Here is a 14651-nt window from a genome sequence, read left to right as displayed (position 1 = left end):
CGCGCTACTCGACGAGCGTCCGGAACACCTCGTACACCATGAACGCCGGCCAGAAGATGCCCTGGAAGAACGCCCAGACGAAGGCCCAGAACGCATCGGCCTGCTGGAAGAAGAACACCCAGGCCCCGATGATCCCGAGCCCGTAGATCGCACCGCCGCCGGCGAAGCACCCGGCGTTCGAACTCCTGTCAGTCATCTCTCGACCTCCCGGCCACACGATACGCCGCCGGCACCGTTCCCGGGGAGCGACTCCTCGAGAGTCTGCGCGGTCGCCTCGCTCCCGCCGCCGAACATCGGCCGCATTCGGGTGCCCGGGCCTTCGTGCCCGATCTGCCCGCCTGAGTTCACCCCTGGGACACCGCGGGGCAATGACGAACGGAGAGAATCGGGCCCGTCCCTGTTTCCCTACCTTCGAAGGACGATCCATGCTCCGACGTATTCTCGCCGGCGGTGCGCTTGCCGCGACCCTCACCCTTGCCGCTGTCGGCGGCTCTGCGGTTGCCGATCCGGGCGATGCAGCAGACCGGACCGGCGCTCGCGTACTGGACGTGCTCACGTACAACATCCACCACGCCGAGGGCACCGATGGTGTGCTCGACCTCGAGCGCATCGCCGACGTGATCCGCGAGAGCGGCGCCGACGTCGTCGGTCTTCAAGAAGTGGACCGCCACTACTCGGCACGCAGCCAGTGGATCGACCAGCCCGCCGAGCTGGCCGAACTGCTCGGCTACCACGTCGTGTTCGGTGCGAACATCGACAAGCCGGCGCCCGCAGGCAGCACCGATCGAGTGCAGTACGGCACCGCGATCCTCTCCCGGTACCCGATCGTGTCCTCGGAGAACTCGCGCCTGTTCACCTCGCCGGGTGAGGAACCTCGCGGACTCCTCCATGCGGCGCTCGACGTGAACGGCGTGACCGTCGACGTCTACAGCACCCACCTGAACCACCGGCTCCAGTCGGATCGGATGCAGGAGACGGCGGACATCGTCGAGATCGTCGGCGACAACGATCCTGCGATCGTCGTCGGCGATGTCAACGCCGAGCCTGGTGCACCAGAGCTCGCCGTCCTCGACGCCACGTTCACCGACGCGTGGACGGTCGCGGGTCACGGCGACGGATTCAGCCACCCGGCTGAAGACCCGCACGCTCGGATCGACAACATCTATGTCTCCGACTCCGTGCGTCCGGTCCTCGCCCGGGTGCTCATGGACGAGCCCGAGGCCACGGACCACCTGCCCGTGCTGAGCAGGATCGTGGTGATGCCCGAGCAGGCGCCCGACGTCCGCTGATCTTCGCAGACGCATGACAGTTCGGCGGCCCGGGCTCAGGCCCGGGCCGTCGGCGATCGTGATCTGCCGGGACCGGCTGGAGACGCGACGCTCGCGGCAGCGCGGTGGAATTCTGTTGCGCGGGGCGCAGATATACTGCGTGTGGTAGCGCAAACATCGCGCAGCCCTCTTCCCGCTCCGAACCGTTGAGAAGCACATGGCACGAAACCTGACCACTGGCGCCCCGTGGCGGGTCATCCTCGTATTCGCGGTTCCGTTGCTCATCGGCAACGTGGTGCAGCAGCTCTACCAGGTGGTCGATGCGATCGTCGTCGGCCGGCAGCTCGGCATCGACTCGCTCGCGGCGGTCGGCGCGACCGGGTCACTGCTGTTCCTGCTGCTCGGATTCGCGTGGGGAGTCACCTCGGGCTTCGCGATCCCGACCGCGCAGGCGTTCGGTTCGGGTGACCTCGATGCCGTGCGCCGCTCGGTCGCGGCGGGCACGCTCCTCACCGGCGCTATGAGCGTCGTCCTCACGATCGGAGCGCCGCTCATCGCGGGCCCGGCGCTGCAGCTGCTGCAGACACCCGAAGAACTGCTCGCGGAGGCGACGGTGTTCGCGCAGATCAGCTTCGTCGGGGCATCCGCTGTCATGTTCTTCAACTACCTGTCCGCGGTCATCCGCGCGATCGGCGACTCACGCACCCCGCTCGTCTTCCTGACGCTCTCGTGCCTGCTGAACATCGCACTCGTGGTGCTCATGGTGGGCCCGCTCGGGTGGGGCGTCGCCGGGGCCGCCCTCGCGACGGTCGTCTCGCAGGCCGTGTCGGTCGTGCTGTGCCTCGACTTCATCCGCCGGCGGATCCCGGTGCTGCACGTGCGCCGCGCCGACTGGCGGGTGTCGCGTGCCGAGTTGGTGGAGCACCTGCGTCTGGGAATGCCGATGGGCTTCCAGACCTCGATCATCGCGATCGGTACGCTCACGGTGCAGGTGGCGCTGAACGAGCTCGGCGCCGATGCGGTGGCGGCGTACACGACGGCATCGCGAGTGGACTCGATCGCGGTGGCGCTCCTGTCGTCCCTCGGCCTCGCGGCGTCGATGTTCGCCGCTCAGAATCTCGGCGGTCGACGCCCCGACCGCATCCGACGCGGGGTGGTGCAGGCGACCTGGATGTCGATCGGTGCCGCCATCGCGATCGGCGCCCCGCTCATCATCTTCAGCGAAGAGCTGGTGCGCGTCTTCGTCGGCGACGGATCCGAAGCGGTCGTGGATGCCGCGGCGTACATGCTCGTCGTCGACGGCTTCACCTACTCGGCACTCGGCGTGCTGTTCGTGCTGCGCGGTGTGCTGCAGGGCCTCGGCCGAACGGTGGCACCGACCGTGACCGGGGTGGTCGAGCTCGTCATGCGGGTCGGCGCGGCGATCGTGCTCGGATCGGCGTTCGGCTTCGTCGGGGTGGTGTGGAGCAACCCGCTCGCATGGCTCGGTGCGATCGCACTGCTCGTTCCGGCCTACGTGATCGAGCACCGACGCCTCGGCAGGATGCGGGTCGAGCCGCTGGCCCCGACGCCGACCACGCCCATTCCGATCGTCGGCCCGGTCGACGGTTCCATGAACGTCGACGCGGTGGTGACCGGGTCCATCCCCGCACAGGATCCGGGACGTGCCACACGGCGTCGCCGCGCCCGCGACTCGGACTCGGACTCGGCTTCGGCGAGGTAGGCAGGCTCGAACAGCCGGGCTGTCGGCCCTCAGCCCGCGAGGCGCGCCCGGAGGCCGGTCAGCTCATCGGGTGTCAACCCTCCCGACACGAGGTAGCCGGCGGCGCCGCCGTACTCGCCGTCGACCCATTCGAGGGCGCGCTCGATCGCCTCGGGCGGCGTGCCCGTCACGAGGGTGCGCAGCTCGGGGGTCAGCGGGAGTCCGAACGACGCGATCATCTGCAGCATCCCGTCGGCCCAGGGGCCTGCGAGACGCTCCTCGGATGCTGCATAGTCCGCCACGACGGCGGCGCGCTCCGCGCCCGCCGCGTCGAGCATGAGCGCCGTCGCCACTCCCGTGCGGTCCTTCCCGGCGGTGCAATGCACGAGCACCGCGGAGGGGAAGTCATCGGTCGACGCCGCGATGAGGCGCGCGACCTCGGCGAACTGGGCGGCGCCGTGCTGCAGCATGCCGAGGTACAGGTCGCCGAGGGTGGGCACCGACGCCGCCGCGTCGGCGAGCGCCTCGGCTGACGGCGATGCGCCGTCGGCGAAGAACCGCTGTGCCATGTCGGCCATGGCGCCCTCGAGCAGTCCGAGCTGCACGACCGCGAACTGCCGTGACGTCGGAAGGCGGTCCGGAGCGGCCCGCCGCTCATCGGGAGTGCGGAAGTCGACGATGACGCCGATATCGGTGGCGGCGAGGTCGGCGAGCCCGGTGTCGGTCAGGCCCGAGAGGGCGTCGGAGCGGAAGAGCACGCCGCTGCGGGTCGTGCCCCCGTTCGTGAGCGGCATTCCGCCGGTGTCGCGGAAGTTGTGGAGTCCGTCGATCTGCATGATCGGTACCGTATCGCTCGGCTCGGAGATCGGACTGCCAACTGGCGGTGCTGCTGCGAACGGGCGACGAGGTCGATGCGTGATCGTCAGAGCAGTGAAGCAGGATGGATGCCGAACCAGCGAACGGTCTCGTGCGCGACCCCGATGAGCACGTACAGCGCGAGGCCGGTTCCGAGCGCCACCTCTCGCACCGACCCCGTGGCGCCGAGCACCGGCAGGGCGACGTGCCCGCTCGGGCGCCAGATGCGGCTGATGATCGGGGCCCGTCTGAGGAACCTGGGCGGACGCGGCATGATCGGCCAGAGGAGTCCGGGCAGGCCGCCGGTGGTGAGGAAGTCTCCGGCGAGGTGTGCGACGAAGCCGACGACGACCGCGAACGGGAACCAATCGACGCTGTCGGGGGCGAGCACCACGAGCACCAGTCCGAACGCCGCACCGATGGCCCAGGCCGTCAGCCACGAGTTCACCAGGTCGCGGGCCTTCACGGCGAAGCACATGAGGGCGGCGGAGCCGAGCATCATGCCGAGCGAGAAGGTGCCGAGCCGCCCGGTCGTCAGTGTCAGGAGGGTCAGCGCCCAGGCGCCGAGCCCGACGATGACGGCGGCGATGAGGGAGTGCGCGCCATACCGATGGCCGCCGGCGACCGAGCCGACCGCACCCGCCGTGAGCCGTCCGAGGATCGGCACGGACTGCGCGATGGTCGCACTGTGATGGTCGGCATCGGGCAGCAGCGCCGCACCGGCGCAGATGAAGGATCCGGCGACGACGCCGACGGGGTCGAGCGGGTAGACACCACTCGTGAGGTACGGCATCGCTCCGGTGACGGCGATCCACGCGGCGGCGCCGCTGGTGGCATGGTTGACGCCCAGCATCGTGGTGGGGTGGTCCTCTCGAGGGCGTGCATCGTCACCCGATGCGGGTACTCGACGTGCGCACAACCGCTCGTCATTGCGCGGCCTGAGACCGACTCCACCGACCGTATCGCGCCGCGCCGACACTGGGTCGCGAGGCCGGCGAGCGATCGGCCTCGACGGACACGACCGGTCAGGACGTCGTCGCCTCGCCGACGATCAGCGTTCGGAGTTCGTCGGCGAACCGCTCGACGGGGCCGTCGACGACGAGCCCCGGCGCGACGGTCGTGATCGCGAGTGCGGCGACCGGAGACGGCGTCATGCCGACCTCCCGGCGCCACTCGGCGATCTGCGCCGCCGAAGCCGCGTAGACGATCCGTCCCAACCCGACCCAGGCATGTGCCGCGGAGCACATCGGGCAGTGCTCGCCCGAGGTGTAGACCGTGGCGGAGGCGCGTTCCGCGCCCGTCAGGTTCACGGCGGCCCATCGTGCGATCTCGAACTCGGGATGCCGGGTCTCGTCGCCGAGGGTGGTCTCGCGATTGCGGTCGACGAAGCGCTCGACGCCGGCGGCGTCGACGAGCACCGAACCGAAGGCGCCGTCACCGTCGGCCACGGCCTCTCGGGCGAGTGTCACGGCACGCTCGAGGAACGCCAGGTCTTCGTCGGTGATGCCCACGCACCGAGTCTGCCGCGCTTCGCAGCGGTGCGAAACCGTGACTTCGCATTCGATGTGAAAGGGGCCTCGGTTGCCGCCGCCCGACGTAGGCTCGGATCGTGGACATCAGAGACATCCCCCTCACGACGATCGACGGAGCATCGACCTCCCTCGCCGAGTACGCCGACCAGGTCGTGATGATCGTCAACGTCGCGTCGAAATGCGGTCTCACGCCGCAGTACGAGAAGCTCGAGGCGCTGCAGCGCGAGTACGGCGATCGCGGGTTCACGGTGCTCGGCTTCCCGTGCAACCAGTTCGCCGGGCAGGAGCCGGGCAGCGGCGACGACATCAAGGAGTTCTGCTCCATGACCTACGGTGTCAGCTTCCCGCTCATGGAGAAGGTCAAGGTCAACGGGCGCAATCGGCATCCGCTCTACGCCGAACTGACCTCGGTGGCCGACGGCAACGGCAAGTCGGGCCGCGTGAAGTGGAACTTCGAGAAGTTCGTCGTGCAGCCGAGTGGGCAGGTGCAGCGCTTCCGTCCGACGACGCAGCCCGACGACCCCGAGGTGATCGCCGCGATCGAAGCAGGCCTCGCGGAGGCGCAGGCGGCCTGATCCCCGGGCCGGTCGGCTTCTGAGGCATGCCGCGCGGCACCTTGACCCGTCAACCGACCCGGCCCACAATTGGGGGGTTGATCCGAATGCCTAGGGGAGCGGAGCACGAATGTCCGACGCGTACACACGTCCGACCAACGACGAGGCGGCAGGCACTGCGGCACTGCCGAACTTCGCGCCGGCTCCAGGTGACGGGCCGACGCCGAACCGACCGGCCGAACGAGGCAAGTGGAGCGGCGACCTGCGCTTCATGCTCGTCGTGCTCGCAGCGATCGTCGCGCTCTTCCTCGCCTTCGCCCTGCTGATCGCCTTCAGCCCGACCGGTGCCGCGATCAGTGCGCTCGCGATCATCGCCGCGCCGATCGCCACCATGGTCGCGGCGTACTACGGCATCTCGCTCGCCCTCCGGCAGGTGAAGGACGCTCGCAACGCCGCCGAGGCGAGCGAGGCTCGCGCCCGTGCCGCCGAGCAGACCGCTCGCGAGTCCGATGCATGGGCTGCGCAGATGGAGTCCGGACTCCGTGTCGCGGTCGCGAAGCTCAAGGCCGGGGCGCAGGACACCCGCGACGTCGAGCGCGCAGCGGGCACGCCCGACGACTTCTTCTGATCCCGAGGCGATCGCGGCGCCGCATCGGGCGACGCCGCGTCGAACTCAGAGTTCGGCGAGCACCGACACGGGGCGCTCGATGCATCGCGCCACGAAGGTGAGGAATGCCGCGGCCTCTGCGCCGTCGCACACCCGGTGGTCGAACGAGATCGTCAGCTCCGTCACCGTGCGCACGGCGAGGGCGCCATCGACGACCCACGGGCGTTCGATGAACCGGCCGACGCCGAGCATCGCCGCCTCGGGGTGATTGATGATCGCCGCCGAACCGTCGACGCCGAGCGTGCCGTAGTTGTTGAGCGTGAAGGTGCCGCCCGTCAGCGCCGATGGAGGGAAGACGCCCGTGGCGGCCTCCTCGGTGCGTGCCGTGATCGCGTCGCGCAGCGTGCGCAGCGGCATCCGCTCCGCCCCGTGCACGACGGGCACGAGGAGCCCCCGCGGAGTCTGCGCGGCGAGGCCGAGGTTCACGGCCGAGTGCAGGACGAGTTCGTCGCGCTCGGCGTCGAAGCTCGCGTTGAGGGCGGGATGCTTCGCGAGGCCCGCGATGACGAATCGGGCGATGAGGGCGGTGATGCCGAACCGCTCACCCGTCGCCTCCTGCAACTGCCGGCGCGCGGCCAGCAGGCCGGTGGCGTCGACGTCCATCCAGACGGTCGCCTCGGGGATCTCCCGCCGTGAGCGGGAGAAGTGGGCGGCGGCGGCTCGTGCCATGCGGTCGAGCGGAACGCGCCGGTCGCCCTCGCGGTCGGCGATCGGCGCAGTTGCGGGGACCGCCGGCGTCGACGGGGCAGCGGATGCCGCGGCGGTCGGCGCCGTCGTCGGTGCCTCCTGCTCGGCGATGAAGGACTCGACGTCGCGTCGCATCACGAGGTGATCGTGACCCGAGCCGAGCAGCTGGCTCGCGTCGAAGCCGTGCTCACGCGCGAGGCGGCGCACGATCGGGGAGACGACAGGGGAGCGGCGCGCGGCGTCGAGTCGTGCTGCGCCGTTCGAGCGCGGCCCTGTGGACGCACCGCCACCGACGCCGCCGGAACCGGTACCGACTCCCGCGCCACCGCGGCGTCCGAAGCGTGCCGGCGCTGAGGCCGCCCGCTTCGTCACGGTCGATTGCCGCGTGCCGTAGCCGATCAGCACGGCGCCGGATTCCTCGGCGAGCGCGGTCTCACTCGTCACGATGCCGGGCTCGGCGGGCTCGGCGACATCCGGAACCTCTGCGTCACTGCGCAGCGTCAGCAGCACGGTGCCGGCGTGCAGCACCTGGCCGACCTCGCCGCCGAGCGACTCGACGACGCCGGCGAACGGCGTGGGCAGCTGCACGACCGATTTCGCAGACTCGAGCTCGACGACGACCTGGTCGATCGCCACCTGGTCGCCGGGGGCGACGAGCCAGGCGACGATCTCGGCCTCGGTGAGCCCCTCGCCGAGGTCGGGGAGGATGAACTCGCGGCTCATGCGTCCCACTCCCAGGTGTCGAGGGCGGCGAGCACCCGGTCGGCGGTCGGCAGGTGGTATTCCTCGAGCTTCGGCGAGGGGAACGGGATGTCGAAGCCCGCGATGCGCAGCACCGGCGCGGCGAGGTGGTGGAAGTTGCGCTCGGTGACCCGGGCGGCGACCTCGGCGCCGTACCCGCCGAACTGCGCGGCCTCGTGGATGACGGCGGCCCGGGAGGTCTTGCGCACAGAGGCGCCGACCGTCTCGTCATCGAAGGGGGAGAGGCTGCGGAGGTCGACGACCTCGATCGAGAGGCCTTCGGCGGCGGCCGCCTCGGCGGCCTCGAGCGCGGTGCGCACGGTCGGGCCGTAGCCGATGAGCGTCACGTCGGCGCCCTCGCGCACGACCTCGGCGCGATCCATCGGCGCGGTCGTGACCGGCAGGGCGAGCGGCGCCTTCGACCAGTAGCGACTCTTCGGCTCCATGAAGACGACCGGGTCGTCGCTGTCGATCGCCTCGCGCAGCATCGAGTACGCGTCGGCGGGATTCGAGGGCATGACGACGGTGAGGCCGGGTGTCGACGCCCAATACGACTCGGACGAGTCGGAGTGGTGCTCGACGCCGCCGATCGCGCCCGCGCACGGGATGCGCACGACCATGGGCAGTGTCACCCGCCCCTTCGTGCGGTTCCGCATCTTCGCGACGTGCGAGACCATCTGCTCGAACGCCGGGTAGCTGAAGGCGTCGAACTGCATCTCGACGACCGGGCGCATGCCGTACATGGCCATGCCGACGGCGGTGCCGATGATGCCGGACTCGGCGAGCGGCGAGTCCCAGATGCGCTGGTCGCCGAACTCGGCCTGCAGGCCGTCGGTGACGCGGAACACGCCGCCGAGCGGCCCGACGTCCTCGCCGTAGACGATGACGCGGTCGTCGGCCGCCATGGCGTCGCGAAGCGCCGCGTTCAGCGCGCCCGCCATGGTCAGTTGCGTCGGCGCAGCGGATGCCTCGGCGGCCGGGGTGCTCGTCGCGGTCGCGGTCATCGTGCCGCTCCCTCGTGGCTCGCGAATGCGCCGGCGGCGATCTCCGCCTCGAGCGCGGCGCGCTGTTCGAGGAGCGCGGCGCGCTCCCGCCCGTAGACGTGGTCGAAGAGCTCGAGGGGATCGAGCTCGGCCTCGGTCGTCATGACGTCGCGCGTGCGGGCGGCGAGGGCCTCGGCGGCATCCGTGATCTCGGTGCGCATGGCCTCGGTGAGCGCGCCCTCGGAGACGAGGAACTTCTCGAGCCGCTCGATGGGGTCGCGGCGCTTCCAGTGCTCGACGTCGCGGGCAGCGCGGTAGCGGGTGGGGTCGTCGGAGTTCGTGTGCGCCTCGATGCGATAGGTCACGCCCTCGATGAGCGTGGGGCCGCCGCCGCTCCGGGCGCGCTCGACGGCGGCGCTCGTCACCGCATACATGGCCGCGATGTCGTTGCCGTCGACGTGGTAGCCGGGCATGCCGTAGCCGACCGCCTTGTCGGCGAGGGTCGCCGCGCGGGTCTGCCGCTCGAGCGGCACGCTGATCGCGAACTGGTTGTTCTGCACGACGAAGACCGTCGGCGTCTGCCAGACCGCCGCGAAGTTGAAGGCCTCGTGGGCGTCGCCCTCGCTCGTGGCGCCGTCGCCGAGGAAGGTCAGCGCGACGATCGGGTCGTGTCGCAGGCGGGCCGCGTGCGAGAGGCCGACGGCGTGCAGCGCCTGCGTCGCGAGCGGCGTCGCCTGGGCGGCGGTGCGGTGCGCGTGCTGGTCGTAGCCGTTGTGCCAGTCGCCGCGGAACGACTGCAGGATGTCGGCGGGCTCGATGCCGCGGGTGAGCAGGGCGATGCTGTCGCGGTAGGTCGGGAACAGCCAGTCCTCGGCGGCGAGCGCGGCGACGGCGCCGATCTCGCAGGCCTCCTGGCCGTACGCCGAGGGATAGGTCGCGAGGCGACCCTGCTTCGTGAGCGCGGTGACCTGCACGTCGAAACGGCGGGCGACGACCATCTTGCGGTAGAGCTCGAGCAGCGTCTCGGTGTCGGGCAGACCGAACCCGCCGGTCGCGGAACCGGTGACCGCGTGACCGGCATTGTCGAGGAGGCGCAGGGGTTTCTCGCTCGGCAGGGTGCGGACGGATGCATGCTCGACATTGAGGCTCATGACCTCATCGTCGGACACTCTCGCGCGCCGTGGAGGAGTGCCCGAGCAACCGTGAACGAACGGCACGGCGGGCTCGAAAGCGATGCCGTTCGTCCGCCGCAATGGTCGTCAGGTGCGCCAGATGTCCAGCGTCTGCGCCGGGGGATGGCCCTCGATCTCGGCGAGGATCAGGTGCGAGCGCGTCGACACGACGCCCGGCATGTCGTGGATGTCGCGGAGGATCGCCTGGCTCAGCTGCTCGTGGTCGGGCGCGCTCACCGTGAGGATGATGTCGATGTCGCCCGAGACGGCCTGCACCTTCTCGACGAAGGGCAGCGTCGCGAGCTTGGCCGCGATCTCCTCCCACGAGACCTCGCCGATGCGCACCACGACGAGCGCCGAGATGTTCAGGCCGATCGCCTTGCGATCGATGTGGGCGCCGAAGCCGGTGATGACGCCGCGCTGCTGCAACTGCTGCACGCGGTTGTGCGCCGCAGTGCGGGAGATGTGCACGCGCTCCGCGAGGGTCCGCACCGAGAGGCGGCCGTCGCGGCTCAGCTCGGCGACGATGCTGCGGTCGATACTGTCGAGCGCATCATTGCGGTGCGGTACTGACTGGGTCATCCTCGTCCTCGTTGCTCGGTTCCAGCGTACCGGCTGCGACGCTTCGCGCGACGAAGGGATGCGCGCATCGGCGCGTGCCTGACGGCCCTGGGCAGCAGCGGCCAGACGGCGGCGATCGCGTCGAGCCATCCGTTCGCGACGCGATCGACCCGTGGCGTCCAGCGGAACCCGTAGGCCGTCCGGATCGGCGCCGGGAGCAGCGCTGCCGTCATGAGGCGCACGAGCGGCAGCAGCAGGCCCGCGCCGAACGGCAGAGCGGATGTCCCGCCGAGCAGGCTCCTCGCCACCGCTCGCGCCTCGTCGCCGACCTCGAGGGCGGCGAGCTGTTCGGCCCACCAGGCGTCGAACTCGGCGCGCGTCTCGGGCCAGCCCTCGCCTGCGGCCTGGAGCCGTGTGCCGAGCGGCGCGTAGCCCCGCACGATGACGTCGGCGGTCGCCGCGGGCAGCGGCCCCTCGAGACGCTCGTGCAGCTCGAGCGCGACGGCCAGCAGGGTCGAGGCGACCCAGCGCTGGGCATCGGCGTCGAACGCGTTGTACGCGGGCTGCCCGCCCTCGGCGTCGCCGCGCACGGGCGCGTGGCGACGGTTCACGGCGCGCACCGCTTCGGCGGCGAGCTGCTCGTCGCCGAAGCCGATCGCGTAGACGTAGTCGAGGGTGCCGATCAATCGGTCGAGCGGACGTTCCTTGAACCCGCTGTGGCGTGCCACGCCCCGGGCGACTCGGGGGTCGGCGAGCTGCAGCAGGATCGCGGCGCCGCCGCCGAGCAGCAGCACGCCCTCGGCGCCATGGCGCCGGAACACTGCGAGTTCGTGGTCATCGGTGTCGGCATGCATCAGTACCAGTTGTAGCGCTAGTACCAGTTGAACCGCTCCGAGTGCGCCCATGCCCCGCACGGTGCGCCGTACCGATCGGCGATGTACGAGAGGCCCCACTCGATCTGCGTGGCGGCGTTGGTGCGCCAGTCGGCGCCCGCGCTGGCCATCTTGCTGCCCGGCAACGACTGCGGAATGCCGTAGGCGCCGCTCGAGGCGTTGTAGGCGTCGGCCCGCCAGCTCGACTCACGGGTCCACAGGTCCAGCAGGCACTGGTACTCGCCCGAACCCCAGCCGTAGCGCGCGACCGCGCCTGCCGCGTAGGCCTTCGCGCCGGAGGTGTCGCCGACGACGCCCGGCGGCGGCGCGCTGCCCACGTCGACCGAGTTGCCGCGCGCCGCCTCGGCGGCGCGCTGCCGCTCCTCCTCAGCCATCCGCAGCTGCTCGCCTGCTCGGTACTGCCGCTCGAGCGCCGCGGTGCTGTCGCGCAGGCTCGCGAGTTGCGCGAAGAGCGTGTCGACCACGGTTCGCTGCTCGGCGAGTTCGGCCTCGGCGGCCGCGTGCGCGGACTCGGCTTCGGCGGCGGCACGGGCCGCCGCCTCCGCACGGCGCGATCGCTCCTGTTCGGCGACGTCGGCCTGGGCGGAGAGCGAAGCCGACTGCGCTTTCGCGGCCTCGGCGCGGTCGGCGATGCCGCCGTAGACGTTCGTGAGCTGGGCGGCACGGGAGAGCCCCTGCAGCAGATCGGTCGAGGCACCGTCGTCGAACACCAGTCGCAGCGTGACATCCGCCCCGCCCGAACGGGCGAGCACCGCCCCGACCCGGCCGAGCCGTTGGGCCGATGCCGCGGCCTCGGCATCCGCCGCGGCCGACTGCGTCGCGAGTGTCGCGGCTCGGTGCTCGGCCTCGGCGAGTGCCGCCGATGCAGTGGCGGATGCGCCGGCCGCCTGCACCGCTGCGTCTCCGAGCGCCGCGGCGGTCGTCTCGAGCGAGGCGACGAGCCCGCTGATCCGCGTCGCCTCCGCCTCGCGGGACGCCACGTCCTGCTTCGCGGCGGTGACCTCGTCCCAACTGGGGTAGTCCTCGCCGAACGCGGGGACGGCGGGCAGCACGAGCGCTGCGGCGACGAGTATCGCCGCGGCTGCCGCGTACCTCGGTCCAGTTCGCACGAGACCCCCTTCGAGGCGGCGAGTCTACCCACGGCGGCTCTCGGCGCTCGTTCGGACACGCACCGTAGAGTCGTTCGAATGCGCGCCACCCGAACTGCACGACTGCCGCTCCTCTTGGCGGCGATGCTGTTCGCACTGACGGCATGCGCGGGCGCCGGGGGCGACGCTGAGACGTCGGACCCGGCGCCGACTCCGACCTCGACTCCGACGCCGATCGATCCGATCGCCGAGTGGGTCGACGAGCGGATGTCGCAGCTCACGGTCGAACAGAAGGCGGCGGCACTGCTCATGGTGCACGCGCCAGGCACCGACCCGGCACCGCTCCGCGCGTACGTCGACGCTGGGGTCTCCGGACTCATCCTCATGGGCGACAACGTGCCGGCCGGTCCGGCCGAACTCGGTGCGCTCACCGCTGCCGTGCAGGCCGACGCCGAGGCTCCCGTGCTGATCGGCATCGACGAGGAGGGCGGCGAGGTGCAGCGACTGCCCTGGGACGGCGCTGCTGCCGCCGACACCCTGCGCGCCCAGGCGCCCGCGGCTGCTCAGGCGGCCTTCGCGGCCCGGGCGGCCGTGCTCGCCCAGAGCGGCGTCAACGTGAACTTCGGCATCGTCGCCGACGTCACCGCCGACCCCGACTCGTTCATCTTCGGTCGTGTGCTCGGCACCGACCCGGGCGGCGCGGCCGATCGGGTGGCCGGGGCCGTCACGGGGGAGCAGGGCGTCGTCGCGAGCACCCTCAAGCACTTTCCCGGGCACGGTGCGGCACCGGGCGACTCGCACTCGAGCGTGCCGACCGCGCCGCTCACGATCGATGAATGGCGCGCGGGCCCGGCCCTGCCGTTCGCGAGCGGCATCGACGCGGGAGCCGAACTCGTGATGACCGGCCATCTCAGCTACCCCGCCGTCGACGCGGCTCCGGCGTCGCTCTCGCCCGAGTGGCATCGGGTGCTCCGCGACGAGCTCGGCTTCGACGGTGTGGTCGTGACCGACGACATGCTCATGCTGCAGCACAACGGGCTGCCCGAGTACGCGGATCCCGGCGAGAACGCGGTGCGCGCGGTGGCCGCCGGCGCAGACCTGCTCCTCTACGTGCTTCCCGCCGATCCCGCATCGATGGGCATCTCGGTCGATGGTCTCGTCGGCGCGATCGTCGCCGGCGTGCACTCGGGGCGCATCACCGAAGCCCAGCTCGACGACGCCGTCGAGCGGGTGCTGACCCTGCGCCGCACGCTCGCGAGCTGAACCCGAGAAGTTCCTGAGACATCTCGGTCGGGTGGGAATACCCACGTTCTCCATGCGTTTGCATAGGCGTGGCCGAACGGCCGCCACGACACCGAACCACGGGAGACCGCCCAACATGACGACGACTGCACCGACGATCGAGATCCCCGGCTACCGCGCTGGCACCTGGAACATCGACCCCACGCACAGCGAGGTCGGCTTCAGCATCCGCCACATCATGATCAGCAAGGTCAAGGGCAAGTTCGAGCGCTTCACCGCGACGTTCGTCACCGCCGAGAACCCGCTCGACTCGAGCGTCACCGCGTCGGCCGAGGTCGCCTCGGTCACCACGAACGAGCCGAACCGCGACGCGCACCTGCGCACCGGCGACTTCTTCGAGGCCGAGACCTACCCGACGATCGACTTCGTCTCGACCGGCGTGCGTGTCGAGAAGGGCGACTTCAAGGTCGACGGCAACCTCACGATCCGCGGCATCACGAAGCCGGTCACCTTCGACTTCGACTTCGGCGGCTTCGGCGGCGACCCCTACGGCAACTACAAGGGCGGCGCCACGGCGAAGACCGTCATCAACCGCGAGGACTTCGGCCTGCTCTACAACTCGGCCCTCGAGACCGGCGGTGTGCTCCTCGGCGACCAGGTGACGATCACACTCGAGCTGCAGGCCGCACTCGAGCAGTAGTCCCGA

At 70.8% G+C, this 14651-nt stretch carries 16 protein-coding genes; 6 read left to right on the top strand and 10 right to left on the bottom strand.

Annotated elements, in window-relative coordinates; all coding sequences use genetic code 11:
• Positions 1 to 4 precede the first annotated feature (4 nt).
• Entirely contained in the window at positions 5 to 196 is a 192-nt protein-coding gene (locus BJY17_RS03695) for a hypothetical protein (protein ID WP_179550176.1), read from the bottom strand.
• Between the two features lie 229 nt (positions 197 to 425).
• Between BJY17_RS03695 and BJY17_RS03690 the strand changes: the two genes are divergently transcribed.
• Together BJY17_RS03690 and BJY17_RS03685 are read left to right on the top strand one after the other, a co-directional pair.
• Positions 426 to 1289, top strand: a complete 864-nt coding sequence (locus tag BJY17_RS03690) for an endonuclease/exonuclease/phosphatase family protein (RefSeq protein ID WP_179550175.1) — start codon at positions 426 to 428, stop codon at positions 1287 to 1289.
• A 196-nt stretch (positions 1290 to 1485) separates the two neighbouring features.
• Entirely contained in the window at positions 1486 to 2991 is a 1506-nt protein-coding gene (locus BJY17_RS03685; protein WP_179550174.1) for an MATE family efflux transporter, read from the top strand.
• Positions 2992 to 3020: 29 nt separating this feature from the next.
• On the opposite strand, the gene BJY17_RS03680 is transcribed toward BJY17_RS03685, so the two are convergent.
• The 3 genes from BJY17_RS03680 to BJY17_RS03670 all read right to left on the bottom strand — a co-directional run bounded on the left by BJY17_RS03680 (position 3021) and on the right by BJY17_RS03670 (position 5336).
• Positions 3021 to 3806, bottom strand: a complete 786-nt coding sequence (locus tag BJY17_RS03680; RefSeq protein ID WP_179550173.1) for a tyrosine-protein phosphatase — start codon at positions 3804 to 3806, stop codon at positions 3021 to 3023.
• An 86-nt stretch (positions 3807 to 3892) separates the two neighbouring features.
• Entirely contained in the window at positions 3893 to 4678 is a 786-nt protein-coding gene (locus BJY17_RS03675) for a metal-dependent hydrolase (RefSeq protein WP_179550172.1), read from the bottom strand.
• A 172-nt stretch (positions 4679 to 4850) separates the two neighbouring features.
• Positions 4851 to 5336 carry a nucleoside deaminase gene (locus BJY17_RS03670; RefSeq protein WP_179550171.1) on the bottom strand — a complete coding sequence of 162 codons (486 nt, stop codon included), beginning with the start codon at positions 5334 to 5336 and terminating at the stop codon, positions 4851 to 4853.
• Positions 5337 to 5434: 98 nt separating this feature from the next.
• On the opposite strand from BJY17_RS03670, the gene BJY17_RS03665 reads away from it, so the two are divergent.
• Both BJY17_RS03665 and BJY17_RS03660 read left to right on the top strand, forming a co-directional pair.
• Entirely contained in the window at positions 5435 to 5932 is a 498-nt protein-coding gene (locus BJY17_RS03665) for a glutathione peroxidase (protein WP_322789738.1), read from the top strand.
• A gap of 109 nt (positions 5933 to 6041) precedes the next feature.
• A complete protein-coding gene (locus BJY17_RS03660) occupies positions 6042 to 6539 on the top strand; it encodes a hypothetical protein (RefSeq protein ID WP_179550170.1) in 498 nt (165 codons plus the stop codon).
• 45 nt (positions 6540 to 6584) lie between these two features.
• Here the strand turns inward: BJY17_RS03660 and BJY17_RS03655 are convergent, their stop codons facing one another.
• The 6 genes from BJY17_RS03655 to BJY17_RS03630 form a co-directional block, all read right to left on the bottom strand.
• Positions 6585 to 7988, bottom strand: coding sequence for a dihydrolipoamide acetyltransferase family protein (locus BJY17_RS03655; protein WP_179550169.1), 1404 nt, complete (start codon positions 7986 to 7988; stop codon positions 6585 to 6587).
• Positions 7985 to 9010, bottom strand: a complete 1026-nt coding sequence (locus BJY17_RS03650) for an alpha-ketoacid dehydrogenase subunit beta (RefSeq protein ID WP_179550168.1) — start codon at positions 9008 to 9010, stop codon at positions 7985 to 7987. Before BJY17_RS03650 ends, BJY17_RS03655 begins: the two co-directional genes overlap by 4 nt.
• Positions 9007 to 10140 carry a pyruvate dehydrogenase (acetyl-transferring) E1 component subunit alpha gene (gene pdhA, locus BJY17_RS03645; RefSeq protein ID WP_179550167.1) on the bottom strand — a complete coding sequence of 378 codons (1134 nt, stop codon included), beginning with the start codon at positions 10138 to 10140 and terminating at the stop codon, positions 9007 to 9009. Before pdhA ends, BJY17_RS03650 begins: the two co-directional genes overlap by 4 nt.
• A gap of 108 nt (positions 10141 to 10248) precedes the next feature.
• Entirely contained in the window at positions 10249 to 10743 is a 495-nt protein-coding gene (locus tag BJY17_RS03640) for an Lrp/AsnC family transcriptional regulator (RefSeq protein WP_056008950.1), read from the bottom strand.
• The gene (locus BJY17_RS03635) at positions 10740 to 11576 is read right to left on the bottom strand and encodes an oxygenase MpaB family protein (RefSeq protein ID WP_179550166.1); all 837 of its coding nucleotides are present in this window, start codon (positions 11574 to 11576) and stop codon (positions 10740 to 10742) included. The genes BJY17_RS03640 and BJY17_RS03635 overlap by 4 nt, the downstream gene beginning before the upstream one ends.
• A gap of 17 nt (positions 11577 to 11593) precedes the next feature.
• The gene (locus tag BJY17_RS03630; RefSeq protein ID WP_179550165.1) at positions 11594 to 12724 is read right to left on the bottom strand and encodes an aggregation-promoting factor C-terminal-like domain-containing protein; all 1131 of its coding nucleotides are present in this window, start codon (positions 12722 to 12724) and stop codon (positions 11594 to 11596) included.
• A 78-nt stretch (positions 12725 to 12802) separates the two neighbouring features.
• Between BJY17_RS03630 and BJY17_RS03625 the strand changes: the two genes are divergently transcribed.
• A complete protein-coding gene (locus BJY17_RS03625) occupies positions 12803 to 13966 on the top strand; it encodes a glycoside hydrolase family 3 N-terminal domain-containing protein (protein WP_179550164.1) in 1164 nt (387 codons plus the stop codon).
• 115 nt (positions 13967 to 14081) lie between these two features.
• The gene (locus BJY17_RS03620; protein ID WP_179550163.1) at positions 14082 to 14645 is read left to right on the top strand and encodes a YceI family protein; all 564 of its coding nucleotides are present in this window, start codon (positions 14082 to 14084) and stop codon (positions 14643 to 14645) included.
• Positions 14646 to 14651: the final 6 nt, after the last annotated feature.

It is taken from the genome of Agromyces hippuratus, assembly GCF_013410355.1.
In the GTDB taxonomy this organism is placed as follows: domain Bacteria; phylum Actinomycetota; class Actinomycetes; order Actinomycetales; family Microbacteriaceae; genus Agromyces; species Agromyces hippuratus.
This window is presented reverse-complemented; position numbering and strand designations above follow the sequence as displayed.

What these genes read in the sequence shown, in the direction of transcription:
- BJY17_RS03695 (WP_179550176.1), bottom strand. Translation starts at nt 196, where the DNA reads ATGACTGACAGGAGTTCGAACGCCGGGTGCTTCGCCGGCGGCGGTGCG.
- BJY17_RS03690 (WP_179550175.1), top strand. Translation starts at nt 426, where the DNA reads ATGCTCCGACGTATTCTCGCCGGCGGTGCGCTTGCCGCGACCCTCACC.
- BJY17_RS03685 (WP_179550174.1), top strand. Translation starts at nt 1,486, where the DNA reads ATGGCACGAAACCTGACCACTGGCGCCCCGTGGCGGGTCATCCTCGTA.
- BJY17_RS03680 (WP_179550173.1), bottom strand. Translation starts at nt 3,806, where the DNA reads ATGCAGATCGACGGACTCCACAACTTCCGCGACACCGGCGGAATGCCG.
- BJY17_RS03675 (WP_179550172.1), bottom strand. Translation starts at nt 4,678, where the DNA reads ATGCTGGGCGTCAACCATGCCACCAGCGGCGCCGCCGCGTGGATCGCC.
- BJY17_RS03660 (WP_179550170.1), top strand. Translation starts at nt 6,042, where the DNA reads ATGTCCGACGCGTACACACGTCCGACCAACGACGAGGCGGCAGGCACT.
- BJY17_RS03655 (WP_179550169.1), bottom strand. Translation starts at nt 7,988, where the DNA reads ATGAGCCGCGAGTTCATCCTCCCCGACCTCGGCGAGGGGCTCACCGAG.
- BJY17_RS03650 (WP_179550168.1), bottom strand. Translation starts at nt 9,010, where the DNA reads ATGACCGCGACCGCGACGAGCACCCCGGCCGCCGAGGCATCCGCTGCG.
- pdhA (WP_179550167.1), bottom strand. Translation starts at nt 10,140, where the DNA reads ATGAGCCTCAATGTCGAGCATGCATCCGTCCGCACCCTGCCGAGCGAG.
- BJY17_RS03640 (WP_056008950.1), bottom strand. Translation starts at nt 10,743, where the DNA reads ATGACCCAGTCAGTACCGCACCGCAATGATGCGCTCGACAGTATCGAC.
- BJY17_RS03635 (WP_179550166.1), bottom strand. Translation starts at nt 11,576, where the DNA reads ATGCATGCCGACACCGATGACCACGAACTCGCAGTGTTCCGGCGCCAT.
- BJY17_RS03625 (WP_179550164.1), top strand. Translation starts at nt 12,803, where the DNA reads ATGCGCGCCACCCGAACTGCACGACTGCCGCTCCTCTTGGCGGCGATG.
- BJY17_RS03620 (WP_179550163.1), top strand. Translation starts at nt 14,082, where the DNA reads ATGACGACGACTGCACCGACGATCGAGATCCCCGGCTACCGCGCTGGC.